The organism is Streptomyces echinatus, from assembly GCF_014203595.1.
Taxonomy (GTDB): domain Bacteria; phylum Actinomycetota; class Actinomycetes; order Streptomycetales; family Streptomycetaceae; genus Streptomyces; species Streptomyces echinatus.
The window spans coordinates 247307-272214 of sequence record NZ_JACHJK010000003.1 but is presented as its reverse complement, the minus strand read 5'-3'; the positions used below and the strand labels follow the sequence as shown (position 1 = coordinate 272214).

26 protein-coding genes and 2 pseudogenes are annotated in these 24908 nt (G+C 68.6%); 15 read left to right on the top strand and 13 right to left on the bottom strand.

The window, feature by feature from the left end:
• Positions 1-140 precede the first annotated feature (140 nt).
• A complete protein-coding gene (locus FHS34_RS09825; protein WP_221508764.1) occupies positions 141-1046 on the bottom strand; it encodes a hypothetical protein in 906 nt (301 codons plus the stop codon).
• Positions 1047-1867: 821 nt separating this feature from the next.
• Here FHS34_RS09825 and FHS34_RS09820 point away from each other — a divergent pair.
• A complete protein-coding gene (locus tag FHS34_RS09820; RefSeq protein ID WP_184963330.1) occupies positions 1868-3736 on the top strand; it encodes a serine hydrolase in 1869 nt (622 codons plus the stop codon).
• Positions 3737-4071: 335 nt separating this feature from the next.
• Positions 4072-4752: pseudogene (locus FHS34_RS09815) on the top strand (transposase); the annotation flags it as partial.
• Here the strand turns inward: FHS34_RS09815 and FHS34_RS09810 are convergent.
• Positions 4749-5402 carry a hypothetical protein gene (locus FHS34_RS09810; RefSeq protein ID WP_184963328.1) on the bottom strand — a complete coding sequence of 218 codons (654 nt, stop codon included), beginning with the start codon at positions 5400-5402 and terminating at the stop codon, positions 4749-4751. The pseudogene FHS34_RS09815 and the gene FHS34_RS09810 sit on opposite strands and share 4 nt — an antisense overlap.
• Before the next feature lie 463 nt (positions 5403-5865).
• Here FHS34_RS09810 and FHS34_RS44415 point away from each other — a divergent pair.
• Positions 5866-5985: pseudogene (locus FHS34_RS44415) on the top strand (DUF5131 family protein); the annotation flags it as partial.
• Positions 5986-6159: 174 nt separating this feature from the next.
• On the opposite strand, the gene FHS34_RS09805 reads toward FHS34_RS44415, so the two are convergent.
• The 3 genes from FHS34_RS09805 to FHS34_RS09795 all read right to left on the bottom strand — a co-directional run bounded on the left by FHS34_RS09805 (position 6160) and on the right by FHS34_RS09795 (position 7574).
• Entirely contained in the window at positions 6160-6597 is a 438-nt protein-coding gene (locus FHS34_RS09805; protein ID WP_184963325.1) for a DUF2267 domain-containing protein, read from the bottom strand.
• Between the two features lie 54 nt (positions 6598-6651).
• Complete coding sequence (locus tag FHS34_RS09800; protein WP_184963323.1) at positions 6652-7047, bottom strand: DUF2267 domain-containing protein; 396 nt, start codon at positions 7045-7047, stop codon at positions 6652-6654.
• Positions 7048-7142: 95 nt separating this feature from the next.
• A complete protein-coding gene (locus FHS34_RS09795; protein ID WP_184963321.1) occupies positions 7143-7574 on the bottom strand; it encodes an Hsp20/alpha crystallin family protein in 432 nt (143 codons plus the stop codon).
• 128 nt (positions 7575-7702) lie between these two features.
• On the opposite strand from FHS34_RS09795, the gene FHS34_RS09790 reads away from it, so the two are divergent.
• The 3 genes from FHS34_RS09790 (at position 7703) to FHS34_RS09780 (ending at position 10384) form a co-directional block, all read left to right on the top strand.
• The gene (locus FHS34_RS09790; protein WP_184963319.1) at positions 7703-8335 is read left to right on the top strand and encodes a type III effector protein; all 633 of its coding nucleotides are present in this window, start codon (positions 7703-7705) and stop codon (positions 8333-8335) included.
• 628 nt (positions 8336-8963) lie between these two features.
• Positions 8964-9323, top strand: a complete 360-nt coding sequence (locus FHS34_RS09785; protein ID WP_184963317.1) for a hypothetical protein — start codon at positions 8964-8966, stop codon at positions 9321-9323.
• Between the two features lie 221 nt (positions 9324-9544).
• The gene (locus tag FHS34_RS09780; protein ID WP_184963315.1) at positions 9545-10384 is read left to right on the top strand and encodes an MBL fold metallo-hydrolase; all 840 of its coding nucleotides are present in this window, start codon (positions 9545-9547) and stop codon (positions 10382-10384) included.
• Between the two features lie 401 nt (positions 10385-10785).
• Here FHS34_RS09780 and FHS34_RS09775 read toward each other — a convergent pair whose 3' ends face one another.
• The 3 genes from FHS34_RS09775 to FHS34_RS09765 form a co-directional block, all read right to left on the bottom strand.
• On the bottom strand, positions 10786-11247 hold the full coding sequence (locus tag FHS34_RS09775; protein ID WP_184964242.1) for an SPW repeat protein: 462 nt from the start codon (positions 11245-11247) through the stop codon (positions 10786-10788).
• A 138-nt stretch (positions 11248-11385) separates the two neighbouring features.
• Positions 11386-12174, bottom strand: coding sequence for a GvpL/GvpF family gas vesicle protein (locus FHS34_RS09770; RefSeq protein WP_184963313.1), 789 nt, complete (start codon positions 12172-12174; stop codon positions 11386-11388).
• Positions 12175-12177: 3 nt separating this feature from the next.
• Entirely contained in the window at positions 12178-12576 is a 399-nt protein-coding gene (locus FHS34_RS09765; protein ID WP_184963311.1) for a gas vesicle structural protein GvpA, read from the bottom strand.
• Positions 12577-13049: 473 nt separating this feature from the next.
• Between FHS34_RS09765 and FHS34_RS09760 the strand changes: the two genes are divergently transcribed.
• The 4 genes from FHS34_RS09760 (at position 13050) to FHS34_RS09750 (ending at position 16556) form a co-directional block, all read left to right on the top strand.
• Positions 13050-13895, top strand: a complete 846-nt coding sequence (locus FHS34_RS09760) for an RNA polymerase sigma factor SigF (protein WP_184963309.1) — start codon at positions 13050-13052, stop codon at positions 13893-13895.
• Positions 13896-14044: 149 nt separating this feature from the next.
• Positions 14045-15361 (top strand): SpoIIE family protein phosphatase, encoded by a 1317-nt coding sequence (locus FHS34_RS09755; RefSeq protein WP_184963307.1) that lies wholly within the window; start codon positions 14045-14047, stop codon positions 15359-15361.
• Between the two features lie 266 nt (positions 15362-15627).
• The gene (locus FHS34_RS43400) at positions 15628-15756 is read left to right on the top strand and encodes a hypothetical protein (protein WP_263978351.1); all 129 of its coding nucleotides are present in this window, start codon (positions 15628-15630) and stop codon (positions 15754-15756) included.
• Between the two features lie 257 nt (positions 15757-16013).
• A complete protein-coding gene (locus FHS34_RS09750) occupies positions 16014-16556 on the top strand; it encodes a phosphatase PAP2 family protein (protein WP_184963305.1) in 543 nt (180 codons plus the stop codon).
• A gap of 128 nt (positions 16557-16684) precedes the next feature.
• Here the strand turns inward: FHS34_RS09750 and FHS34_RS43765 are convergent, their stop codons facing one another.
• Positions 16685-17035 (bottom strand): STAS domain-containing protein, encoded by a 351-nt coding sequence (locus tag FHS34_RS43765; RefSeq protein ID WP_184963303.1) that lies wholly within the window; start codon positions 17033-17035, stop codon positions 16685-16687.
• A 441-nt stretch (positions 17036-17476) separates the two neighbouring features.
• On the opposite strand from FHS34_RS43765, the gene FHS34_RS09740 reads away from it, so the two are divergent.
• Positions 17477-17968: a hypothetical protein gene (locus FHS34_RS09740; RefSeq protein ID WP_184963301.1), complete on the top strand. Its 492-nt coding sequence runs from the start codon at positions 17477-17479 to the stop codon at positions 17966-17968.
• A 531-nt stretch (positions 17969-18499) separates the two neighbouring features.
• Here the strand turns inward: FHS34_RS09740 and FHS34_RS09735 are convergent.
• Together FHS34_RS09735 and FHS34_RS09730 are read right to left on the bottom strand one after the other, a co-directional pair.
• A complete protein-coding gene (locus tag FHS34_RS09735; protein ID WP_184963299.1) occupies positions 18500-18982 on the bottom strand; it encodes a hypothetical protein in 483 nt (160 codons plus the stop codon).
• A 651-nt stretch (positions 18983-19633) separates the two neighbouring features.
• Positions 19634-19903: an STAS domain-containing protein gene (locus FHS34_RS09730; RefSeq protein WP_308288281.1), complete on the bottom strand. Its 270-nt coding sequence runs from the start codon at positions 19901-19903 to the stop codon at positions 19634-19636.
• 265 nt (positions 19904-20168) lie between these two features.
• Here FHS34_RS09730 and FHS34_RS09725 point away from each other — a divergent pair, with 265 nt between their 5' ends.
• Positions 20169-20639 carry an ATP-binding protein gene (locus tag FHS34_RS09725; RefSeq protein ID WP_184963297.1) on the top strand — a complete coding sequence of 157 codons (471 nt, stop codon included), beginning with the start codon at positions 20169-20171 and terminating at the stop codon, positions 20637-20639.
• Between the two features lie 21 nt (positions 20640-20660).
• On the opposite strand, the gene FHS34_RS09720 is transcribed toward FHS34_RS09725, so the two are convergent.
• Entirely contained in the window at positions 20661-21005 is a 345-nt protein-coding gene (locus tag FHS34_RS09720; protein ID WP_184963295.1) for an ANTAR domain-containing protein, read from the bottom strand.
• Between FHS34_RS09720 and FHS34_RS09715 the strand changes: the two genes are divergently transcribed.
• The gene (locus FHS34_RS09715) at positions 21004-21693 is read left to right on the top strand and encodes a GXWXG domain-containing protein (protein WP_184963292.1); all 690 of its coding nucleotides are present in this window, start codon (positions 21004-21006) and stop codon (positions 21691-21693) included. The two genes, FHS34_RS09720 and FHS34_RS09715, sit on opposite strands and share 2 nt — an antisense overlap.
• A gap of 155 nt (positions 21694-21848) precedes the next feature.
• Here FHS34_RS09715 and FHS34_RS09710 read toward each other — a convergent pair whose 3' ends face one another.
• On the bottom strand, positions 21849-23087 hold the full coding sequence (locus FHS34_RS09710; protein WP_308288275.1) for a PP2C family protein-serine/threonine phosphatase: 1239 nt from the start codon (positions 23085-23087) through the stop codon (positions 21849-21851).
• A 647-nt stretch (positions 23088-23734) separates the two neighbouring features.
• On the opposite strand from FHS34_RS09710, the gene FHS34_RS09705 reads away from it, so the two are divergent.
• Positions 23735-24295 carry a hypothetical protein gene (locus FHS34_RS09705; RefSeq protein WP_184963289.1) on the top strand — a complete coding sequence of 187 codons (561 nt, stop codon included), beginning with the start codon at positions 23735-23737 and terminating at the stop codon, positions 24293-24295.
• A 29-nt stretch (positions 24296-24324) separates the two neighbouring features.
• A complete protein-coding gene (locus tag FHS34_RS09700; protein WP_184963287.1) occupies positions 24325-24834 on the top strand; it encodes a hypothetical protein in 510 nt (169 codons plus the stop codon).
• The last annotated feature ends 74 nt before the right edge of the window (positions 24835-24908 follow it).

Sequence of the window (24908 nt, the reverse complement as noted above, 5' to 3'; positions counted from 1 at the left end):
AAGCCCTGGTGTCGGTCAATTTGCGGCGGCAGCCTCCAGAGACGGCCGCGTTGAACGTCATCGCCGCGACGAACAGCAGTGCCGCAGCCCGAGGCGTGCGCCTCTGCGTGGCCGGCCAGGGGCCAGCATTCCGGCGGGCTTCAGTCTCTGTACGTGGAGCCGTCGGCCCCGGCCAGGTGATCCGGCTGGTGGCCTCCTGTGACGGGCGCGTGGACCGCCCCGCCGGGGCGGGAGTCGTAGAGCACGCTGTGGAAACGGCCCGCTTCCTCCCGCCCCGACGGGTCACCGCCAAGGGCCCGTACCGCCTGGATCGCGTACTGCTGCTCCCGCTCATCGGTGAACCGCCGCTGCGGGTAGGTACGGGACGTTTCCACCGTGGTGCGCAGCCCGTACGCGGCCAGCCTTCGTACGACAGGCTCGTAAGACACGGTGCGCAGCACGAACGCGCTCACCCACACGTGTCCCCGGACACCGTCCAGTAGCGCGGTGAACGTCCGCTCGGTGATGTAGCTGCCGCCACCCGTCAGCGTGATCAGCCCGACCTCCGGCAGGGCGCGGCGCAGCTCCGGCCCGGGCGGGACGCGTTCCAGGTCATCAGTGAATCCGGCCTCCAGCAGACCGGCATCCCGGGCATAGCGCACCGCCGGGGTGGCGATGTCCAGTCCGTACACCCGCAGCGCGTCCGGCCGCCGTCGCTCGGCATAGAAGTCCCGGTCCCACGCGGCCAGTTCCTCCGGCGACATGCGGCTAGCGGTGTCGGACGTGTACCGCTCGTACAGCTCCGCGAGCGTCACCTCGTGATTGAGCAGGGCGGCGTTGATGCCGTACGAACAGCACAGGTCCAGCACCACCAGCCCGCCGGTCCTGCTGTCACCGTGCGCGGCCCGCTCCGCGGCCACCTGCCGGAACACAGGCTGGGCGTGATGCGGGATCTCATAGTCCAGTGGAGCTAGGCGTGTGAAGTAAGCGCGAGGGTCCGGCTGGACGTAGATGTCGTCGAACCGGGACTTGCCACGCGTCACACCGCCGGAGCCGGACCTGCCCAAGCCGCACTCCTCCTCGCACCGCGTACGTTGCCTCATCATGTAACTCCATTCCGGCCCCACGGACCTCCGCCACGCGCGGTGACTATCGAGTTCGTGCCCGATAGGCGGTGAAGCATCGAGCTCTCGTTCGTCGGTCATGGTCGACAGGCGGGGAGCGTGTCTCGTGCAGCGATCACCAGCGACCGGACGATCACAGGCTTGTCGGCTGAGGTGCTCGCCGGACTCATTGCGGGGGTGGCCCTTGTGGCACGAACGACAGCAGGCCAAGCTCGTGGCCAGGCCTCGCGAGCGGACTGGGGGCCCGAGTGCGAAGCACCGGCTGGTCTTCGTCAACCGGCTCCCGGCGGCGCTCGTGCATCTCCGCCATGCCACCACCCACGATGTGCCGGCGTGCTGGTTCGGCGTCGATCGCTTCAGCATCAACCGCGGACCGGCAGCCGAGCTCCTTGGCCGGCTACCAGGATCCGGAAGCCCAGACCCGAGGGTGCGTAGCGATGACACCGCGCCGCAAGTTCCAGAAAAACGCTCCGGACTGGTACGAGGGAGAGCACGAGCGGCAACGTAGCGATCGTGCAGGCCACTGGGCGAACGCGCACACCGGATACTCGGCGGTTCGACGCGCACCGGACGCCGCACGGCGGGGGAGCGCCGGGGCACTGACCGGACCGCGCCCCAGATCCTGTATGCGCTCGGTGCTTGAGAGATGTCAGCTGCTATCGATACTCCAACTCTGATGCGGGTGCGGCAGATGAGTACTAATGTTTCAAGTGTGACGCCATGAAACTGTGGGGGTACGTCGATCCCGACGGGTGTGAGAAAAAATGGCCCTGCAGCAGCCTCAGTGGAACCTTACTGACAAGCAGTACAGGTCGAACTTCGATTTGTACGTCACGGTTCGCGGATATCGAATTGTGGATCTCTGCGGATACGAAGTTCCCTCCAGCTCGACCCAAGCAATCGACCACGTGCGGTTTGGTGTGATCTGGGAAAAGTGGGACGGGCTTGAGGGAGCTTTCCACTGGAGTGCTCACCATACGCCAGTGGCCGACTATCAAGGTATCCATAACCAGCGCACAGCCGAGGGGTACAGGCCTGTGCGCATTAGCGGGCACACCGTCCTTGATGATGTGTTCATCGCTTCCATCTGGGAGAAATCGACGAGAACTGATCGGGAAGAGCAGTGGGGCATCCCGTACGGTGAGCTCTATTCGAAGATCAATGAGATCAGATCAAACGGCCAGCGTGTCGTGGATGTCACCGTCTACCCTGGCCCCGCGAACGACACGAAATGCGCCCTGATCTGGGAGAATTCTGATGGTCGGGACTGGGCGGTGGTGGAATCGCTTGCGACTGCCTACCAGCACGATTTTGAGTCCCTGATAGGGGAAGGTTACAGGCCGGTCCGAGTCTTCGGTCACAGAAGGAGCAATCCTGGGGGGCAGCCCGACACACATCGCTTTATAAGTCTTTGGGAGAGAGAGAATGGTGCTTCGTGGATTCCGCTCTATGCCCGGCATGGTGTCACTGACCTCACGGTAGCGAGTGAAGTACCGCTAAAACGGATGGCTGGCTATCGAATGGTCGCCCTGGGCGGGTTCAATGCGGCAGCCAAGCCAGAAATACTGGCCCGCTTCTGCCCGATCTGGGAGAGGCGTGAGATGAATCCGGTCATTTCGAATCTGGTGCGCAGATTTTTGGTGAAATATAATGTTCCGGGCCTCTCGGTCGCCGTCGCCAAGGGTGGGCAACTGGTCTACGCTCAAGGTTTCGGCTACGCCGACAAGACCAGCCTGGAAGGGGTCAAAAATTCCAGCCTGTTCCGAATCGCCAGCGCCTCCAAACCAATAACTGCGACTGCTGTGATGAAACTGGCATCTGAAGGCTCCTTGGCTCCCGCTGACCTGGTCTTCGGGAGTATGGGATGGCTGAATGGGTTTGATGCGTCACTGGACCCGAAGTTCAAGGAAATCACTGTACGGCATCTACTGGAACACTCCTGTGGTGGCTGGGCGAACGACAGCAGCGACCCGATATATGTCAATCCTTCCTTCACTCACAAACAGTTGATCGCATGGGTGCTCTCGCACAGGCCGCTGCAAAATCCGCCAGGTCTGAAATTCGCCTACTCGAATTTCGGGTATTGTTTGCTCGGTCGGATCATCGAAAGGGCGAGTGGGAAGCCCTATGAAGCTTATGTGCGAGACAATATCTTGGGGCCCTGTGGAATAACGGACATGTATATCGCCGGCAACACGGTGGCGGAGCGTCGTGCTGGGGAAGTAACCTACTATGACCAAGCGGGCGGCAATCCATACGGCATACCTGTAACCCGGATGGATTCCCACGGAGGTTGGCTGGGTACCGCCACGGACCTGGTGAAATTCATGTCCAAGCTGCCAGACCTTCTCGACTCCGGCTGGCTCGATTACATGACCAAGCCTTCGGGACTGTCGGGATCAGATGGATACGCCCTGGGGTGGCGCAACTACAATGGATCCATGTATCACGGTGGGGATTTCGCGGGAACCAATTCGTACCTGGCTCGCACCGCCGACGGCTACTGCTTGGCCGTACTGACGAACACGCGGAAGAGGGATTCAGCAGACCTCGATAACGTGGAGAAGAACTCCCTCATCGGTCTTGGTCATCTCATGTGGTCCATACGCGACCAAGTGGATCTCTGGACCTGAGGGCTGCAAGCACGTCCTGGCCGAAGGGTGCCAGGCCTCACTTACTGAGGCGGCACGGACCGATGCTGGCTCTTGGTATCCGACGGCGTGACCTCCCCATCCCGGCGACAACTTCAACGCCCTGTGCACCACCCTGGCCACGGTTTTTGGCCTTGTGCCGCGAACCGGGGTTGGGCTGCCGGACCGGGCAGGGCTGCTTCTGCGTCGCCGGGCGTGCCGCGATGGTCCTCGGCCTCGGGTATCTGGGAGCGGCAGAGTGCGAGATTCAGCGCTTGGAACGGGTGGGTTCTGTGGATCGACGGGAATGCCGTTGCGGCTGGGTGACGGCTTTGCGGGTCGCTGCGTTGCGCCGAGAAGGTGCTGCGCTGGCTCGCCGGGGGCGCTCCTGGTCGCTGCCGCTGGAAGACCGGGTGCTGGTGGTCACCGGCGTACTGGCGAACCAACCTGACACTGCGCCAGCTTGCCCTGCTGTTCGGCATCTCCGAGTCAGCTGCCGACCGCATCATCGACCACGTTGGTCCGTTGCTTGCGCTCAAGCAGCGGCAACGCTTCCGCGCCGGCACCGTGCTCATCGTCGACGGCACGCTCGTGCCCACCCGCGACCACAGCGCCGCTGAGCAGTCCGAGACCTACAGGTACTCCACCATCCACCAAGTCGTCATCGACGCAGAGACACGGATGGTCGTTGTGGTCGGCCAGCCGGTGCCTGCGGACCGCAACGACTGCAAGGCATGGGAGCTGTCCTTCGCGAGGGCCTCCGTCGGGCAGTACCACCCTGATCGCGGACGGCGGTTACCGGGGCACCGGCCTGGTCGTCCCGCACCGTCGCGAACCAGGCCAGGCCGGACTCCCAGCCTGGAAAGAGGAACACAATGCTTCCCACCGCAAGGGCCGAGCCCGCGTCGAGCACGTTCTTCGCCCGCATGGAGAGCTGGAAGTTCCTTCGCGACTGCCGCCTGAAAGGAGATGGTGTCCACCACGCCATGCTCAGAGATCGTTTGCGGGACAAGGCCTAGCGCGCAGGCCAAAGTGAGTTAGGCCTTCCGTCATCGCTCATGTGCGCCCGCTGCCAGATCTCGTTCCAGTTGAACGGGGTCTCCGGCACGAACCGGTGCAGTTGCCCGCACGGACAGGGCGTCAGCAACCACGCGCAGCCTCGGCAAAGCTCGACCCCACCGTGCCCGGTCGAGCGCAGCACTGGCGGTCCCTCATCCCCACAGGCCGGGCAGCCAGGCGGCTCGGTACCGTCCAGGATCGCGTTCTGTCGCCGTACGTACTCGGACAGGCACAGCGACGGGTGACGGGACGGGTCTTCGAACCAGGCACGGTCGGGACTTTCCCACCAGTTCCGTAGCCACCACGGCCGAGGGTTCGGTACGGCCCGCCGCCCAGCGTGCTTCTCCGCCCGGCGTTGCTCGGCGTACTGGTCTGCCCGCACGAGCCACAGCTCCCGGGCCTCGTGCAGTTCCTCCGCCGCCCGCACCAGCGCGTCGGGGTCCGCCTCCAGCCGACGGGGGATCGCGGCGCTGAGCGTGAGGTGGTGGTACGTCGCCCGCAGACCATAAGGAGCAAAAACGGTGAGGCAGGTGCGCAGCGCGCTGTGCCGCCGGTGGAGGGGGAGCCCGGCGTCGTGCACGCGCGCTCGGTGGGTCAGGAAGCTGGGCATGGTGCGGGTACCAGGTCCAGTGCCCGTGCCAGGACGGTGATGACGGCAGCAGCATGTGCTGGCATGTGTTGTTCCGTCCAGGTTCCGGCAAGGCTGAGGAAGTCCTGCGCATCCCGGCGAGCGTCGGCGACGAGCCTGCGTACCTGGTCTACCGGCAGCTCGATCACCGGGCTGCCGTCCGCTGCGTGGGCATCGAGCGGCAGCCATTTGACTCGTGCTCGCCGACGGGCCAGAGCTCGAAGTCGTCGGAGGCTGAGACCTCCGGAACGGGTTGCATGACAATCACACGGGGATGATGCCGGACCCGCTGCTTCGTCGCCACGGCTTTTCGGCTGCGGTGTTGGGAGCAAAGCGGCCCGCTGCCTGGGCAGTTTCGAGCATCTCGTCGGTCGTGTCTCGTATGCCTTGCCGGTGGCTTCGGCCGGTGTCGACGGCGCACTGCTCACGCTGAAGCCCGTCGGACTTGGCCTGGGTTCGCGATATTCGAGACCGGTGTGTCGATCTTCGGTCGGCCTTGTTCTTCAAGCAGGTCGGTGGGCTGACCTCGAAGGCCGGCGGCCGCTTGCTCGAAGGCCGGACCTGGAATGAGTGTCCCGCCACGGCGGACGTGGTGGGCGTGTGGCCCGGATACGGATCAAAGAGCCCCTGGGCCGGGGTCCCGGCCTGGAAGGCGAGGGCCTTGTCCCAGCGTGCCCCTGGGGCGCAGGGTGGACAGCGGCGTAGCGGTCGTCGCGCCCGCCCTACGCACGTTCGCCGTCTACGCGGCCTGGGTGAGTTCGGCGCGGCCGAACAGCAGGCCGTAGCCGGTGGGGAGCTCGTGCAGGATGCGGGTGATCAGGTCGGCGCCCGCGTAGGCGGCAACGGCGCAGAAGACGGAGCCGGTGTCCCAGCGGGTGGTTGCCAGGGAGGCGCCGGTGCGGGCGGCGAGGTCCTTGACGAAGGCCCAGCCGGTCAGCGGCTGGGGGTCGGGGATCTGCGCGGTCAGCACGCGTGCGGCTTCCGGGGGCAGGCAGCGGGCCAGGTCGACGCGTTCGTCTCCGGTCAGCTGGCGGCCCAGTCCGGCAAGAACCAGACAGACGGCTTCGTCGGCTCTTTCGCGGGTGGGGTAGGCGCCCTCGTAGCGGACCTTTTCCAGCATCTGCTCGTATGCCGTCCCGTACGGCTGCCGGGACGGTGCGTGCCGGTCGGAGATCACTGCGTGGTTGCCTTTCTTGTGCGGCCGGTGTTCGGGATCCGGGGTGCGGGAGGGTCAGGTGGGTCGGGGGCGGCCGAAGAGCAGGTCGTAGCCGGCGGGGAGCTGGAGCAGGATCTGGCCCAGCAGGTCTTCGCCGGCGGCGTCGGCGACGGTGGACAGCACGGCGCTGACGTCCCAGGCCGCGGTCTGCTCCGTGGCGCCTTCGATCCACGCGGCGGTTGCGCGGACGAACCGCTCCGGGGGCAGCGGCTCGGCGCTGGTCAGCGGGTTGAGCAGGATCCAGGCGAACGTCTCGGGCAGGCGCGCCGCCAGCTGAGCGCGGACGTCGCCGACCAGGTGTGCGCCGAGGAGGGCGAGGACCACACGGGCCGCACGCTCGGCTTCCTCCGCAGTGCCATACTCGCCGCGTTCCTTCACGTGATCGAGGAACGCTTCGCGTCGCAGTGTCATCTCGGCCGCCACCCTTCCTCGGACTGCCCCTGGGGGTGCGGAGAGCGCGATGAGGGGGAGATCAGGTGCCGCTCTCCGCACCCATCCGGCCGGTGTCAGCCGGAGATCTCCTTGCGGCCGGATCCGACGCCGACGGAGATCTTGCGGGGCTTGGCGCGCTCGGCGATCGGGATGCGCAGGGTGAGCACCCCGGCGTCGTAGTCGGCCTGGATGTGCTCGGTGTCGAGGGTGTCGGCGAGCACGATCTGGCGGGAGAAGACACCCAGCGGCCGCTCGGACAGCTCCATCTGCACGTCGTCGGCCTTCGCCGCCGGCCGCCGCTCGGCCTTGACGGTGAGCATGTTCCGCTCGACGTCGATGTCGATCGCGTCCGCGGGGACGCCCGGAAGGTCGAAGGCCACCACGTACTCGTCGCCCTCGCGGTAGGCGTCCATCGGCATCACCGACGGGCGGGACCAGGTGCCCGGGCCCGTCAGCTGCTGCGCCAGCCGGTCCAGCTCACGGAAGGGGTCAGTGCGCATCAACATCGTGAAAACACCTCCAGCAGGTTCAGGCAGTTGCTGCCAATGCGCCTCACTGACACCGTTGTAGCATGTCATCCAATGGATGACAAACGCGATGTCATCTATGCGATGACTATGAGAGGGAGGTGTCCGTGACCGCATCCGACCGGCCGTCCACGCCCGGTACGAACGTCCATGGCCCGGCGTCGTTCCTCGCCGCCGCCGCGGCCCTGCACGCCATAGACGACGCCCTGCGCGACGCCCGTCGGGAGACCCCCGACGCCCCGGAGGCGCCCGGTCCCGGGCCGGAGCAGGCGCTGGCCTCGCTGATGCTGCTGCGGCAGGTGCGCGAGCAGCTCGCCGGATGGGAGACCGGCCTGATCGAAACCGCCCGCGACGCGGGAGCCAGCTGGGCCGACCTGGCCCACCCCCTCGGTGTCGCCAGCCGGCAGGCCGCCGAACGACGCTACCTGCGTGGCCGCCCCGGCCCCGCCGGAACCACCGGCGAGCAACGCGTCCAGGCCACCCGCGAACGCCGCGCCGCCGAACGCACCACCGCCGCCTGGGCCCGCCGCAACGCAGCCGACCTGCGCCGCATCGCCGGCCAGATCACCGCCCTCAGTGACCTGCCCACCACGGCCCGCCTCCCGGTCAGCCAGCTCCACGCGGCTCTTGCCCACGACGACCCCGCCGAGCTCATCCAACCCCTCCACGCCACCCGCCCCCACCTGGCCACCACTCATCCCGACCTCGCTGCACAGCTCGACACGCTCATGCACCCCTGACCCGACTGGTTGCCCCAAGGCGTGCGCGGGATCTACCAGGCATGCCCAGGTCCACACTGGGTGTCGCGGCGGCCCGGTGGGCCTGGGCGCGCCTGCCGGCCGGGGGGCAACTACTCCGAACCCCTGGAGATCGACCTGGTCCCCGTGACGGACAGGGTCTTCGCCGGCGCGGGAGTTGGCGCGGCGTTCAGCGAGGACTACATGCCCGTGGTCTTATCCACCCTTAGGGACGGCACGGGCTGCGTCTGCATCGGCATGCGCTGCACCCCCAAAACCGAGTGACACGACGCCGCCACGCAGAGCCCCGGCCGACGCTCACCGGCGGCAGGCCCCCGACGGCGCTCCCACCAGGTTCGTGGGGGGCCTCGCAAGAAGACCCGCGGTCTGCCCTCCACCAGTTTCGGACCCGGCACGGGCAGCAACGGCGCGATGAGCGACCACAGGAAACGGCAGAATCTGCAGCCTGTCCCGCCCCGAGGGAGTCCCTCCCGCTCGCACTCCCACGCTGGCCCGGTGACCGGGTCCGTTCCCGGTTCCACAGCGCGAAAGGAGGCCCATACTGACCCACGCCGACCTGTTCGGCTCGTCCTGGCGGGCCGCGTTCCTGGTGAACGTTCCGCTAGCCGCAGTGGTGCTGGGCCTGTCCCCGCTGCTCCCGGCAAACCGCGCCCCGCACCGTCCCGCCCCGGACTGGCCCGGGACCGCCCTGGCCGCACTCACCGGGCTCCTCGTGTACCCGCTGATCGGAGTGGACCTCGGACACCTTCCCCTGCGCGGCTGGACGTCGGTGGCCGGCGGACTGCTCGTACTCGCCGCGTTCGCCCTGCACCAGCGCCGAACGGCCCGCACCCTGCTCGAGCTCAGCTTGTTCACACGGCGCGGCTTCCCGGCCGCCCTCGTCACCTCCACGGCCTTCTCCGAAGAGGAAGCCGACATGATCATCACCGTCCGAGCCGCGATCTGCTTCGTCGCGGCCCGCCAAGCCTGAGCTGTACGCCGGCCCGCTCCTCGCCCGCAGACGGTGAGAAGCGGCCGCAGCGGCTGGAATGCCGCTGATCGGCACAGACGTGACGGCGCCACCCGCGTGATCGGCCGCCCCCTGTCGCAAGGGACGGCGCGGCGTATGCACCCCCGGCGTGAGGGGAACCCGGGGGCCGGCAACCAGACCGTGCCGAACAGACGGGCCGCGCCCGCCGGGCAGGAACCGGTATGACCTCCTTCGACGACGCCATCGACCTCCACTTCATCGGCAACGCCACGGTCCTGCTGCGGTTCGGCGGACTGACCCTGCTGACGGACCCCAACCTCCTGCACCGAGGCGAACGCGCCCACCTGGGATACGGACTGGTCAGCCGCAGGCTCACCGAACCCGCCCTTGACGCCGCGGACCTGCCCCGTCTGGACGGCGTCGTCCTCTCGCACCTGCACGGTGACCACTGGGACCGCCGCGCCAGAAGCCACCTGGACCACTCGCTCCCGATCATCACGACACCGCACGCCGCGCGCCGGCTGCGCACCCTGCAGGGTTTTCACCGGGCAGGAGGCCTGCGCACCTGGGAGAGCTGCACGCTGCGGCGCGGCACCGCGCAGGTCCGCGTGACCTCGCTGCCCGGACGGCACGCCCTGCACCCCGTGCTGCGCCGCCTGCTGCCGCCCGTCATGGGCAGCATGCTGGAATTCGGCCCGGCCGCCGGACCGGTGCGGCTGCGCCTGTACGTCTCGGGCGACACCCTGCTGTTCGACGGCCTAGAGGAGATCGCCCGCCGTTTCCCCGCCGCCGACCTGGCCGTCCTCCACCTGGGCGGCACGCAGCTGCCCGGCGGCTTCGTGGTGACCATGGACGGCGCGCAGGGAGCGGAACTCGCCCGGCGCCTGGCCCCCCGCCGGGTGCTGCCCGTGCACTACGAGGACTACACCGTCTTCCGCTCACCGCTCGAGGACTTCCTGACCCAGGCGCAGCGGCTGGGGCTCGACGAGCGGCTGCTGTCCTGCCCCCGGGGCCGACACGCACGCCTGGTCCCGGGCGGCGACCGGCCTACCGTCGGCTGAGAGGCGACGCCGCCCCGCACACGGCACCCCCGCCAGGCGACCGCCGACGGGGTACCCGATGGCAGGCAGAGGGGATGCGCTCATGGCTGGCGGAGACGACTCCTACTCTCAGGACCCGTCTTGATCCTCTTCTTCGTTTTCATCTGAGGTGACGCGGTGCGGCTGCCCGGATGCGAGCCCATGGCTTCGCGACCCAGAGGTGACCGATGCGGCCAGATTCTCGCCGAGACGAACGGGACGACCTCAACCGCTGTCCGCCAATGTCCTGATGTCCCGCCGACACTGGTCCGGTCCGCCGGCGGCAGCTGGCTGGAGGCGGCCGCCGGCGAGAGGCGCCTTTGGGCCGACCGCGGACGCCTGGCCCTGCCGCCGCGTGGGGGTTGGAGGACGTCTTGCTGCAGTCAGCGTCCGGTTGAGTAGGGCGGTGTCATGCCCCGTGGGGTCGTGGGGGATTCGGCTGCTCGGGCGGCTGTGCTGGCGGCCAAGGCGAGGATGAGGGCGAGGGCGCCGGTGATGACGTTGTTGAGGATGGTTTTGGTGGTGCTCACGTCGCCTGCAACTACCCACGGCGCGATGATGGTCCAGGCTCCCAGGGCGCAGGCTCCCCAGGCCATGCTGTGGGTGCGTTCGTAGGCGCGGCCGAAGCCGCCGCTCATCAGGAGGGCGTAGGCGAGTCCTACCAGGAGGTTGTTGACGGCGAGTGTGGGCAGGCCGTTGAATCCGGTGATCCACGGTGATGCCGCCAGGTAGATGCCGGTGAGGAATGCCAGCATTCCGGTGGCCTGCCCCTGCGGGGTGCTCGTGGCCCGTTCGGCCATCTCGTGCCGCATGCGCATGTCGACGATGTCAGGGTGCGTCTCCATGGACGGCCCGTGTGAAGTGGTCATTGCCTTCACCTCGATGGGAATGAGGATTTATCCAGCGCCGGGTACCCATCCGCGGTGACGGAACCTGCGCCGGCCCTGCCGCACTCTGCGGCCACCGCCACCGCTGGGAGGGCGTCAGCTGTTCGGCTGTGCTGCTGCGGCTCCGAAGGCTTCCGCGGTGCCACCTTCGGCCTGCGCGGAGGAGGTGGTGTCGACGAAGCTGTAGGGCGGCAGCGGGCCGTTGACGCGCAGTTCGAGGTGCCGGTGCTCCGTACGGAATTCATCGACTGCGGCCAGGAACCGCTCCGCTGAAGTGTGGTTCACCAGGAAGGAGAGGTTGGCGAGCCAGCCGGTGCTCTGGGGTCCGGTGCTGACTGCCTCGGCGATCGGCGCCAGTGCCTGGTGCAGCAGCTCCGCGTCCGTCGCCTCGCGCGCCTGGACGGCGGCGGTGATCATCTCTCCGAGCTGGATCTTCTGCTCCTGCGTGCCGCCGCCGGCTTCCCGGTTCGCGTCCGCGAGGGACCGGATGTCGTCGTGGGCCGCCATGATCAGGCGGAGCACGGCCTCCTCGTCGTGGTTGGCCTTGATGTTGTACTCCGCGGTGCCGTCCAGTGCCTGCAGGCGCTCGAGGAAGTGTTCTGCACGCTCGGTGAGCACCGTGGTCACCGTGTCGTCGTCCGCCGCGGTGCTGCCGAACCGCATCGGCAGGACCACGCCACCGGCTCCGGCTTCGTCCAGCACACGCTGGTGGGCCAGCAGATCACGGCGCTTGGGCCGCAGCCCCTCGGGGGCATCGCTGACGATCGCGGCCACCTCACCCCGGCCCACGACGCGTACCGGGCGCGGGGCCTCACCGATGCCCTCCAGATCCTGGCGCAGCGGGGAATGTGAGGCGCGAATGATCCCGTAGACGTAGGTACCCATCCGTCAGTCCTCCCTCCTGCGCGCGGCCCGCTCGCCCTGACGCTCCCGGCCCCCCTCGCGCGCCTGGTTGAAGGCGTCGGAGATGGTCTCCGCGGCGCCGGAGAGCGCCCCCTTGGTCTTGCCCTGGGCGCCGGACTCGGAGAGCTTTCCGGTGAGCTCCGTCAGCCCGGCCGGCTTGCGGGGTCCGGCTTCCAGGTCGAGGCGGTTGCAGGCCTCGGCGAAGCGGAGATAGGTGTCGACGCTGGCGACCACGACCCGTACGTCGATCTTGAGTATCTCGATACCGACCAGGGAGACCCGCACGAACGCGTCGATCACCAGCCCGCGGTCGAGAACGAGTTCCAAAACGTCATACAGGCCGCTGGAGCCGCCCCCGCCGCCTTGCTGTGTGGCCACGGTCATCGCGACCAACCCCTTGTCATCCGTCTCTGCACGATCCCATCGGCGCAGGCCGCCGGAGCATCACACCGGCTCTCATAGGTCTCTTGCTTCGCCCGGGCTTCCGCGTGCGAGTAGCCCCCACCGTCGAGGGCGAAACGCCAGTGCGAGGAGACGAAACAGCCGACGCTTTCGTGCGAACCCGCGCTGGGACGCCGCTGCACGGCATCCGGTGGAGCCCGTGGCACGCGCATGGCCCACCCTGATCCTCCCGAGGGCGGCCGTTCGGTGCAGTGGGCCCCGAATCCGGTGACGTCCACGTCACCGCCGACGAGTTCCAGGGGGCGCAGCGTGGGTTCATGCGCCGCCGCGCCCCGGTCGCTCCGGCGGCCGGGGCACTGAGCTGCGGGCATGGCTCAAAGCTGCGGGGGTACCAGGCCTGTCGTCGGCCCGTAGCGGGTCGGCGACGTGCGGGGGATGGATGGGGAGGGAAGCTCATGACGACAGTGACTGCTGCCGGTACGGACATACGGACGGGGAGTCTGCCGGAGGTCACTGATCCTTCCCGGGTGGCCCCGAAGGATGCTCGTGGGTTGTCGGGGCTGTTCTTCGCCCGGCTGGCGGTGCTGGAGGAGGGTACGCCTGAGTACAGCGATACCCGCAACACGTTGATCGAGATGAACATGTCCCTGGTCCGCTACGCAGCGGGCCGGTTCCGCAGCCGGGGTGCGGAGCAGATGGAGGACATCGTTCAGGTCGGCATGATCGGTCTGATCAAGGCGATCGACCGGTTCGAGCTGGCACGGGAAGTGGAGTTCACCTCGTTTGCCATCCCCTACATCGTGGGTGAGATCAAGCGGTTCTTCCGCGACACCACCTGGGCCGTGCACGTGCCGCGCCGGCTGCAGGAGGCCCGCGTCCAGCTCGCCCGCGCCGGTGAGGAACTGCGCAGCCGGCTGGGCAGGACGCCGACGGACAAGGAACTGGCGGAGCTGATGAGCCTGTCCGAGGACGAGGTGCGTGAAGCACGCCTCGCCTCGAACGGTTACAACTCCGCCTCCCTCGATGCCGCCTTGAGTACCAGCGAGGACGGCGAGACGGCGCTGGCGGACTTCATCGGCACCGACGACCACGCCCTGGAACTCGTCGAGGACTTCCATGCCCTGGCCCCGATGATCGCCGCGCTCGACGAACGCGATCGGAAGATCATCCACATGCGGTTCGTCGACGAGCTCACCCAGGCCCAGATCGGGGAGCATCTCGGGGTCTCCCAGATGCACGTCTCCCGTCTCCTGTCCCGCTGCCTGGCACGCCTGCGCGAGGGGATGCTCACCACCGGCTGAGCCGCCGCGGACGCGCCTGGGCACCTACGGCGGCGCAGACGTGGCAGGCAGGGGACCCCCGTTCATGGGAGTTGCTTCCGCGCGGCAGCCTGCCGGTGAAGGCCCGCTACCTTTGCAGCGAGGGTGCAAGGTGGCGAAGGAGCGCAGGGATGCCGGTGAGATTTCCGGGTGGGGTGCGCGAGGACGGCCTGCCGGCGGCGCTGTCGGATCCTGTGCGTCTGGCGGCGGTGGCCGCAGCCAAACTCCTCGATACAGGGCCGGAGCCGGAATTCGACAGCCTGGCCCAGGTGGCGGCGACCGTGACCGGCTGGGCCCGGGCCTTCATCACGCTGGTGGATGAGCAGCGTTCCTTCTGGAAGTCCTGCATCGAAGTCGACGCCGCGAGTATCGGCGTGCGGCAGAACCCGGTCTCGGAGAGCTTCTGCTACTTCCTCGTCGGCCTGGCCTGTGAGCGGTTCACGGTCGAGGACGCTGCCGCCGATCCCCGCACGCGGGACCACCCGTCAGTTGGCCCGATGAAGATCGGCGCGTGGGCGGGTTATCCGATCCTCGGCCCGGACGGCGAGGTGCTGGGCAGCATGTGCGTGATCGACGAGAACCCGCGCACCTGGCAGCCGGACGAGCTGGCCGTGCTGGAGACGATGGCCCGCTCGGCCGGCAACGAGATCAACCTACGTACCTCGCTGACGGCCTCGCAGGAGGCGCTGGCGGCGTCCACAGAGCTCGCCCGCAGTCTGCAGGACAGTCTGCTACCCCCCATCCTGCGGCCGGTCCCCGGCCTGGACACCGCGGCCTCCTACCTTCCCGCCGCCGGTGGCACGGAGGTCGTCGGTGACTTCTACGACCTCTTCCGCTCAAGGGGTTCGTGGTGGTGCACCGTGATGGGCGACGTGTGCGGCAAGGGCACCGAAGCGGCGAAGGCCACCGCGCTGGCCCGCTACACCCTGCGCGCGGAGGCCACCCAGCATCTGTCCCCGGCCGCCGTGCTCACCCAGTTGAACTCGGCCCTCCTCGCCCAGCGGGTGGGTGCAGGCCGTTTCCTCACCGCCGTGTACGCCACCTTCCGCCTCACACCCGCGGGCGTGGCGGGCCGGCTGTGCACCGCGGGGCATCCGCCGGCGCTCATCCGCCGCGCCGGCGGCCGTGTCCAGCCCCTCGGGCGGGCCGGCACCCTCCTCGGGGTGTTTCCCGAGGTGCAACTGCACGACGTCCGCTTCCGTCTCGCCCCCGGCGACCTGCTGCTGTACACCGACGGCGCCATCGAAGCCCGGCCCCGTCCTCACAGGCCCGGCGCCTCCCGCCCGATCTTCGACGAGGACGACCTCGCCGCAGCCCTGGCGGCCACGCACGGTGCCGACGCCACCGAGACCGTGCGTCACCTCGACCAGATCCTGGCCGAGCACACCGGCGACTGGGCCAGTGACGACACCGCCCTGCTCGCCCTCCGTGTCCCGCCCACCGCCTGAGAGCCGTTTTTGGCCCCCAATCGTGGGTTGCACGCCGGGCATCGTTCGGTGCGGCCGGTGGGATGCCGAGGTGGTGGAGCCTACGCGCGCGGCGTCTCACGGCCTGGTGGTGATCACCACCCGCTACGAGAGCCTGCGGCGTTCGCGATGGTTCTGCGTGGGCGCGCCGATCGGGCCGGCGCGGACCAGTTGGAGAGGGTCTTCGGGTGAGGCGGCGGCTTCTGGGTGCCCGTTGATTGTGGACATGGCCGCTCTGGCCTCCGCCGATGAACACCTGCTCGGGCACCTCCTGGCCGCCCGGCATCCTGCTGCTGGTAGGTCCGCTGAGCCGGCAGTTTCGGCAGCGCTTGGGGGTGACCGGCACCGCCGCGGTCTTCGATATCCACCCGATCTGACGACCGCGCTGGCGCACTTTTGGGCTTGAACGCCCGTGGTAGGCGCCGCCGCCGGTGTGTACGGAGAGGTCCAGCCTGATGTCCCGCACATGCTGACCATGACGCCTCTCGTACCAGGTCGGACTGGTGCCCCTGGGCAAGCCTGCGTTGTTGGTGGCGGCCCGATGCCGACGATCTTGGGCCGTGCAGCGGATGACGGGCTGAACGCGGCTGCCCGGCTGCATACCTCACACCGCTTGGGGGGTATGCGCAGTGGCATGAGGTTGCTGGCGGGCCTGCAGAGAGCTGACCGGAGTCTGACCCGGCGGGCGGCTTCCCGCATTCCGCGGGGGGCCGCCAAGGTGCTGTCGGCGGTGGAGGAGTTTGCGGAGAGCACGAAGCTGTGGTGTACAGCTGCCGCTGTCATGGCCTTGCTGGGCGGCCGGCCGGGCCGTAGGACCGCAGCCGCCGGGCTGGGTGCGCTGGCAGCGGCGCAGCTGGCGGCGAACGGTTTGTGCAAGCAGCTCGCTGACCGTCCCCGGCCACCGGTGGAGTGGATCCCGCACGACGAGGTCGCCGACCGCCCCGACTCGTCCTCGTTCCCCTCCGGGCACACCGCGGCCGCGTTCGCTTTCACCGCCGCCGTCGCCCCTGCCTGGCCGGGCGCAGGCGCGCTGTGCGCGGTGCCGGCCGCCATGGTGGCCCTCGAACGGGTGCAGTCAGGCGCCCATTACCCCAGCGATGTCGCCGCGGGCGCCGTCATCGGACTTGCCAGCGCCTGGCTCACACGCCATGCCGCAGCTCCTTTCCTGCGCTCATGACCCACAGAGGCGGAGGTGCGGCACCGCTGACTCAGGGGCGCCGCCACATCGCCCTGCCGGCCACATAGGCGATTGAGATGGCTGACCGCGGGATCGTCTGGCCCTCAGCCGCTTCGCAGGCGGGCTGATCATGCGGTCCGGTGCAGTGCCGCGGGTGCGGGTGCTGCGTCTATGGCGAAGACGCTGCCGGTACGGGTGAGCCGCAGTAGGCGGGCGAGTGGGTAGGGCACCGCGCGCAGGCGCAGTGCGGTGCCGCGCTCCTTTGCCACACGGTGGGCGGCGAGGAGGGCACTGAGGCCGGTGCAGTCACAGAACTGCAGACGCGAGAGGTCGACCACGGTCACCCGGGCCGTGGTGATCGCTTCTTGCAGGACATGGCGTAGTTCCATGGCCGTCAGGACGTCCAGTTCCCCGGCCACGGTCACCTCGCAGCGCTCGGGTCCGTGGTGCTCTACCGAGACGCAGATCGCTTCGTTCACGGCGCCCTCTCGAGCGGCCGACACGCCTTTGGCGTCCAGCAAACGCTTCCAGGTGGCGCGCTGTCCACCGTGCTCGGCCAGCCGAAGAGATCGATAGGATGGACGCGGACCGAGCGGTGCTGCGGCAGGTGACTGGTGGCCGTGGTCAGATCGGTGCGGCCCAGTTGTACAGACGGAGGTCGCCCGGGTGTCCGTGGCCGGCGACGCAGCTGCGCCAAGGACTACGCCCGTCAAGTGCGTTGGGTAGCTGACCACCACCGACGCGGGGAAGACGGCACTGTCGTCCATGCTCGACACGTGCACCGACTGACCCGCTCAGGCCCACGCGTCGCTTGGTGACGCGTGCCGACGAGGACCTGCACGGCACGCGTGAGGTTGGTCGACTGTTCGGCGAGTTACGGTGAAGCTGTCGTTGTGAGTGACAGCGGACACCAGGTGGGTGTGGATCAGGTCTACTCGGCTTTGGTCGCGATGCGAGCCGCGCCGGTGATGGATCCCGAGTCCCGGCCTGATGGGCCGCGGCCTGATGACCGGCTCCGGCTGCTGGGTGCCTTGCTGGCGGCGGTGGAGCTGGAGATCACCGCAGCGACCCGGACCGATGATGAGTTCTATCAGGGCTTCGCCGCGGTGGTCGGTGGCTGGACGGAGACGGTCGGGGCGGCCGCGACGCTGCCCTCTTTGGTGATCATCAACCGGTTGCAGCGGACCGCTGTGCAGATGATGCCGCCCGAGGACGAGGAGGAGCGGCCGGGACAGGCCGCGTCCGTGGCAGCCGCGATGGCGGGAGCGGATCTCCTCGCCACACAGCTCGCGGCCGATCATGGAAGCCGTGAAAGAGCCCGGCTTTCGTCGAACCGGGGCGAGGGTTCTCTGGCCAACCTGGTGATGGGCATGCACGTGCTGCGCGTCAGCCTTGGCGACGTGGAGGACTGATACTCCAGCTACAGGTCGCTCATGTACCGATGGAGCTTACGCGTTCCGCGGCTTGCGGCGTTTGCCTCAACTGCCGTGCGGGCGGTGCAGGCCTGGGTTATGGAGTCGCTGCTCATCTGCGGCAGGTCCACCTTCGCGTCGAGTCTTCGAACACGGCGGGCCCTGTGCAGCAGCGGCTTCCGTATCAGCGTCTGGTGCTCCCCGCTCGTCATGAGGCTGTTCCGTCCGGGCGCAGCCAGCCGCCGGCCTCGCTGAGGATGTGGTGGGCGGTGAGAAGGATGTCGACGTTGTCCCTGGCCAGCGTTACTGGATCAGCCATTGCGGTTCGGGTGGCCGTCGTTCCTCATCCTGCCTTGCTCGGTCTTGTGCCGGGCGGGCGGTCTGCTGCTCGATGACGCGGCGGGTGAAGCAGAGCATGTCGAGACGGGACGGGATGTGTCGTTCACACGTTCCCAGCCCGGCATTACGGCGGGGGTGTCCCGTGACAGCGAAGATTGATCCATTGCCACCGAAGTTCGACCAGCGCCGGTGCTACTCGCTGAGCATGCCGGCATTCGTGCGAGACCTCGATGCTCTGCGGGACGGGCGCGCGAGCAGCTGACCCGTAGCGACGGCAACGTAGAGCACGACCAGAACCCCGAGTCCGAGGTCGAGCCAGTTATAGGCCGTGCCCCTGAAGAGGGAGGCCCATGCCCGGGCACCCGCGACGGATCCCGCAACTACCAGCAGCACCGACGCCACGGCGTACAACGCCTTTGCAGCCCGGGGCCGCCGCTCTTTGAGCAGTTCACCACCCGCACCGAGCGCGACCAGGGCGGGGAAGACATCGTGCGGCTCCAGGCGCCCGGTCCTGATCGCGTCCACGGTGTTGATCAGGACGCCGATCGAGCCGACGACCAGTGCACCTTGGGATATACGGCGGCTCATCAATCCTCGCTTGCAGTCAAACTTCGGTGGCAATGGATCCATCTTCGCTGTCACGGGACAGGGGGCGAGCATCAGGGAGGCGAGCATGCGGGTTGGCCTGCATATCCTCACTGCGCTCGCCATCGATCCGGCCGTTCTCGATCCGGCGCCCGGCGGTTCTACCCGGGGCTCCGGCTACCCGGCGCGCAGCACGCCGCCGTCACCGCGGCCCTGCTGGGCGTGCGGCGCCCTGGCCGTCGCCACCTGCCGGCGCCGGGAGCCCGGCCTCGGCCCGCCCTGACACGGCTCGTGCCACGACCGCATGGTGGCCGCGTGCCGCTTCCACCTGACACTCGCCGCGGGCGGGCGGGCGATGATGCACGGCTCCGCGAGGATGTGGCCCGAGGGAAGTTCATCGCGCGGACCGGGAAACGGGGCAGCATGCCCGGCGCCCGGGTCACCCTCACCGATGAGGAGACGGCCGAGGTGCTGGCCACAGAATGACGGACGTGAGGGCCCGGGGCCGGCGATGGAAGTCCGGGCGCTCACGAGAAATCGCGCATCCCGAGGGGGAGGACTCGTGGCGCGATGCCGTACTCAACGACCGGCCACCGAGCAGGTCACGTCGTGGGGTCCCGAGGCGAGGAGTTGCTGCGCGTCAACCTTAGCGACGTGGCGGATCAGTACTCCTACCTGGTGGTTCCCTCTAGCAGCCGGGAGCGGCGCCCGGCCGCTGGCTGGTCGCGGTAGAGGGGCCTATCAGTTGCTGAGTGCCTGGTGGAGGGTTTCGTGGCAGTCGATGATGGTGTCGAGGCCGACGAGTTGCAGGGTGCGCAGGACCGAGTCGGCTGCTGCGGCCAGGCGCAGCCAGCCGCCGGCCTCGCTGAGGGCGCGGCGGGCGGCGAGGAGAACGTTGATGCCGCTGGAGTCCATGAAGGTGACCTGGCTCAGTTCCACCACGACCCGAGGGCTGAGAGTGTCGGAGACCTCGAGTGCCTGCCCGAGTGTGTCACCGGTGTGGTGGTCGATCTCCCGGCCGCGGTGACGACGCGGATGCTGTCATCGGGGGTGGTGACGACGACCGACAGCCCGCCTGGCTGCTCTGCTTGTTCGGCATTCACCATTTCTTCCTCAGCCATGCCGGTGATACTGGCACACGCGCCCCTGCGTCTGAACCGCCGCAGCACCCGGAACGGGTGATGCCCGCGTGTGGAAGATCCAACAGCAGATCAAAGGCGTGCCCCGGGGGATCGGTGGGTATTCGAGCAGGGTTTAGGACGGAGAAGGCGGCCGGATGGGGTCAGGTCTGGTGAGGGAAGACGGCACAGCACCGAGAGGCCGCCTTCCACGGATCGTCGTGGCCCTGGAGGGGGACCGCGGCTGTATCGCCCGGGCCCGTCTCCTGGCCGCTGACTTCCTGGCCGGAGTGCGGGATGAGCACGGCCTGCCCGTCTCGCAGCGTGTCCTGGACCTGACCCAGTTGGTCGTCAGCGAACTGGTCACCAACGCTCTCAAGTACGCTCCGGGCCCGGTGTCAGTGGACCTGTCGCTTGCGGGCGGGGCGGTGGAGATAGTGGTGCGGGACAGTGATCCGGTGCTGCCGGTGGCGCGGGCGGCCGATGGGGGCCGGGTGGGCCAGCACGGCCTGGAGATCGTCATGGCCGTCGCCCAGAGCTTCGAGGCACATCGTGAGCCGGGCGGCAAACGTGTCCGTGCCCGCATCGCCCTGGCCGACCCTCCCGACGTCCCCCGCCCCTGGCAGTAGACGCCATAGCGGCCGCACGGATCAGGGTGAGGAGTCTGACCGCGGGCCGGTGTGGCGGGCCAGGGCCGCGCGCAGTTCCGCTCGCAGCACCTCGGGCAGTGCCGCGCCCTGGGCGTGCTTGAGGACCTGCTCGGCGACCGCGGACAGTCTGGTGTTGGTGTGCTGGGAGGCCTCGCGCAGCACGGTGAAGCCGTCCTGAGGCGTGATCTGGCCCAGGACCGTCAGGACGCCGATGGCCTGGTCGACGACGGCGTGCGAGGCGAGGGCCCGGTGGAGCTGTCTGTTCTCGGTGCGCAGCCGCTCGACCTCGTCGCGTAGACGGCTTTCTGCCGTGGTGGGTGTGGCGTCGTGCGCTGAAGAGGTCATGAACTCATCCACGAGGAGCAGGGGACGCGGTCATCCTGTGCGCCTGCCCGGCATTCACCTCACCATCCACCCCATCCCACGGCTGGGCACGACGTGTGGGTGCGCCCGCTGCGCGACCCGATCGCTCCCGGGCTCGACGAGGACGACGGCGGGGAAGAAAAGACGACCGCCACGGCCGGCGTACGGCTCGCACTCGACATCGCCGACCAGCCCGCCCGGCGTTCCCGGGGAGGCCGCCCTCACCTCGTGCCCCACCTCGCCGACCGGCAGATCGCGCCGAGCCGCGGAACTGGACGCCCTGTGGGAAGCCCTGGCCAGCGTTCATCCCGGGGAGATCCTCGGAACCTGGCGCGGCACGCCGCTCGACACCGGCCACTCCGCACAACGCCGGCTGCGGGGCATGCGCTTCTGGTACGGCAAAAGGTTCAACTCCCCCGACGACGTCGAACCACTGATCTGCCGCAGCCAGCAGGGACGCCTCTACCCAGACACCGAAGCATCCCCAGGCGGGGGACGACTGCGGATGCTCCCCTTCCGCAACTACGTCACCACCGCGCTGCTGTACCACGGCAGACCTGTGATCGACTACTTCAAAGCAGCCGACCCCGCCACCCTCATGGGCATCATGACCGGCGGCGAACCCTCCGACCACGGCCGCGCCTTCTACTTCATCCTCCGGCGCAGTTGACCAACCTGAGCCCGCGGCTGCTTCAGCTTGCCTGGGCTCAAGGACAGGCCCCGGCAGGGCGATGGTGGTGGCGTGGAAACGCATTTTGCCGTCGTCACACGCCGTCTCGTGCTCCGCCGCCAGCTCCAGGTGGCCGCCGGGCTGTCCGCTGCCCTCTACTGGCACTCGCCCTGGCCGACTGGGGTACCGCTGCCGCGGGGGTGGAGTTGCAGGTTGCGGCTGGGGCCGTGCCATTCCAGGCAGAGGACGGTGGCGTCGTCGCGGAGTTGGCCGCCGTGGTGGTCCAGGACGGCGCGCATGAGGCGGCGCAGGGTTTCGGGTACGGGCAGGCCGTCGGCGTGGTGGCGGATGATGAAGTCGGTGAAGTTCTGCAGGCCGAACTCGCGGCCGGAGGGGTCGCGGGCTTCGATGACGCCGTCGGTGTGGAGCAGGATGCGGTCGCCGGGTTCCAGCTGCTCGCGGCACAGCACGGCGGCGATGCCGAGGTCGCTTCCCAGCGGGTGGGCGGGGTGACAGGCCAGGGAGGTCGTCCAGCGTCCGGCGCGGATCAGGACGGGAGGATGGTGGCCGCGGCTGATCCAGCTCAGCAGCCCCGTGTGAGCGTTGAGGTCGGCCAGGATCGCGGTGACATAGGTGTGGTGCCCGAAGTGCTCCAGCAGCACCTGTTCCACGCGCTCGCCGGTGGTGACCAGATCATCTCCCTGACGGCGGTGATTGCGGCAGGCGGCCACGGCCAGGTTGGCGGTCAGCCCAGCCCGGCTGTCGTGTCCCATGGCGTCGAAAACGGCGAGGTGCACCTGGTCGCCGGCGACGGCGTAGTCGAAGGCGTCCCCACCGATCTCGTAGGCCGGTTCCATCGCGGCCGCGATCACCACGTCACGGTTGGCGAACGAGCGTGGCGGCATCAGATTCCACTCCAACTCCGCGGCGACATTCATGGCCTGAACGCGCGACAGCCGGGCGGCCGCGTCACTGCTGGGACGCTTGCTGACGATCAGCAGCCCCACCAGGGACGCCACCACCCGGAGCCGCTCCAGGCTCGTACCGCCGGCCAGATCCGCGCGCATCACGCCCAGCCGCGCCGTGCCGTCCAGCACCGGCACCCACCAGCGGTCGTCCCCCTCGCCCCCTGCCTGGGCGCGGCTATGGGCGAACACCCAGCCGGGCAGCGTGCCCTCCACCGGGAACACCTCCCCGCCCTGGGCGGCGTCCAGACCGCGCCCCGTCACTTCCCGCAGGACCTGCTCGCGCAGGTCGACCAGGTAAAGACGGATGGCGGCCAGGCCCGCCCGGGCGGCATGCCGGGCGATGAGATCCGGCAGCTGATCGAAACCGACGAGGTGGCCCTCCTCGAGCATCCCGGTCAGGGCCTGCAGCATGCTCTCGTCGTCCACGCCCTCACCCCCTCTGCCTCTATGGTCAGCCCTGTTCCAGCATTCCAGCCAGCGTGGCCGAAAGCGTGCATGTGGCGGCGCATCGGCCGCAGATGTGCGGAACACGGGCCCCTTTGCCCTGCGCGCCGCCGCCCCCCCCGGCGGACCCACCATGAGTTCGACCCCGACCTCGGCCCCGAGGGGGCCTCCGAAGGGCATGTAATCGAACAAGATTGTCTTCCGGCCCGACTTCTTCCACCGTTCTGGCCGCGTCACCCCGCCCCTGCCGACACCGGGCATGCCGTCCCCCGCACGTTCACCGAGGTGCCCCCGCGTCCCGAGCCGGAGCGGCTCTTCTCCCATGCGGATGACGACGGCGATCTGATCGCGTTGCCTCGCCGCGCTCGCAGAAGGCGGCGTCCCGGAACAGAAGGCCATCACTCACGGCACGGCTGAGTCGGGATCTTCATCGGGGGCACAGTGACAGGACCGTCGCTGCAGGTGGAATCGCGGGCGGCAGCGCTCGACAAGGCGCACACCACCCACCACGGCCTGGTCCCCATGCTGTGCTGTGCCGCTTGGGCATGAGCGCCGCATGCGGCGGGTGAAGTACGTGCACGGGGGAACTCGTAGGGCGCACATCACTGCTTCCCGAGGAGTGAGTGGTCATGTCTACGGGAACGCTTCTGGCGATCATCATCCCGATCGTGGTGGTGGTCGCCCTGGCTGCTGTAGCGCTCTCACTGATGACGCGACGCCGCCATCTCCGTGAGCGTTTCGGTCCGGAGTATGAGCGGACGGTCCAAGGCGCGGACAGCCGGATGGCTGCTGAGCGCGAGCTGAGGCAGCGCGAGCGGCGGCACGACTCGCTGGAGATCAAACCGCTGCCGTCCGCCTCGCGGGATCGCTACACGCGCGAGTGGACCAGCATCCAGCAGGAGTTCGTGGACCAGCCGGAGGATGCGGTCCACGACGCGGACCGGCTCGTGACTTCCCTGATGCACGACCGCGGCTACCCGACCGAGGGGTTCGAGCAGCAGATGAAGGACCTGTCGGTGGAGCACGGCCGCACCCTGGAGCACTACCGCGCCGCTCACGAGGTGGAATCCGTCAGCACTCGGAGCCGGGCGACGACCGAGCAGCTGCGGGGCGCCATGGTGCACTACCGCGCCCTGTTCGACGAGTTGCTTGCCGACGGTGGCGGCCGGGCCCAGCCCGCCCGGTCCTGACCCGACGATGATCCCGCATGGAGGCGAACATGCACCGAAACGATGACATGGGCCGCAGCGGCGGCCTGTCCACTGACGATCTCGCACAGCCGGCCGGCGGGGAAACGGGCCACGCCGCAGAAGGAGCGCCCGCACAAGCGCCCACCTATCCGGGTGAGGCCACAGCCACCCCCACGGACACCTCCGCGGCCGGAACAGAGAGCCGCGGCAGCGAGTCGACCACTGACGCGTCCGAAGCGGCGCCCCCCGACAGGTCACAGGACGAGGAGCTGCCGCAACTGCTGACGGACGACGAGGAGCGAGGCTTCCGCGACCGCTGGCAAACGATCCAGAACCGGTTCGTGGACGACCCCCGTGCGGCCGTGCACGACGCCGACACCCTGGTCGCGGAAGTCATGCAGACCCTGGCCACCACCTTCGCCCAGCACAAGAAGGACCTCGAGGGCCAATGGGGCGAGGGCGAAAAAGTCGACACGGAGCAACTGCGCGGGGCGCTGCGCCGCTATAGGTCCTTCTTCAACCGGCTGCTCAGCACCTGATACCGCTCAGCACCTGAGACCTCAGTGCCCGGGCCTGCCGGCTACGGGGATGCCGGGCACCTCCCGGCACGGCC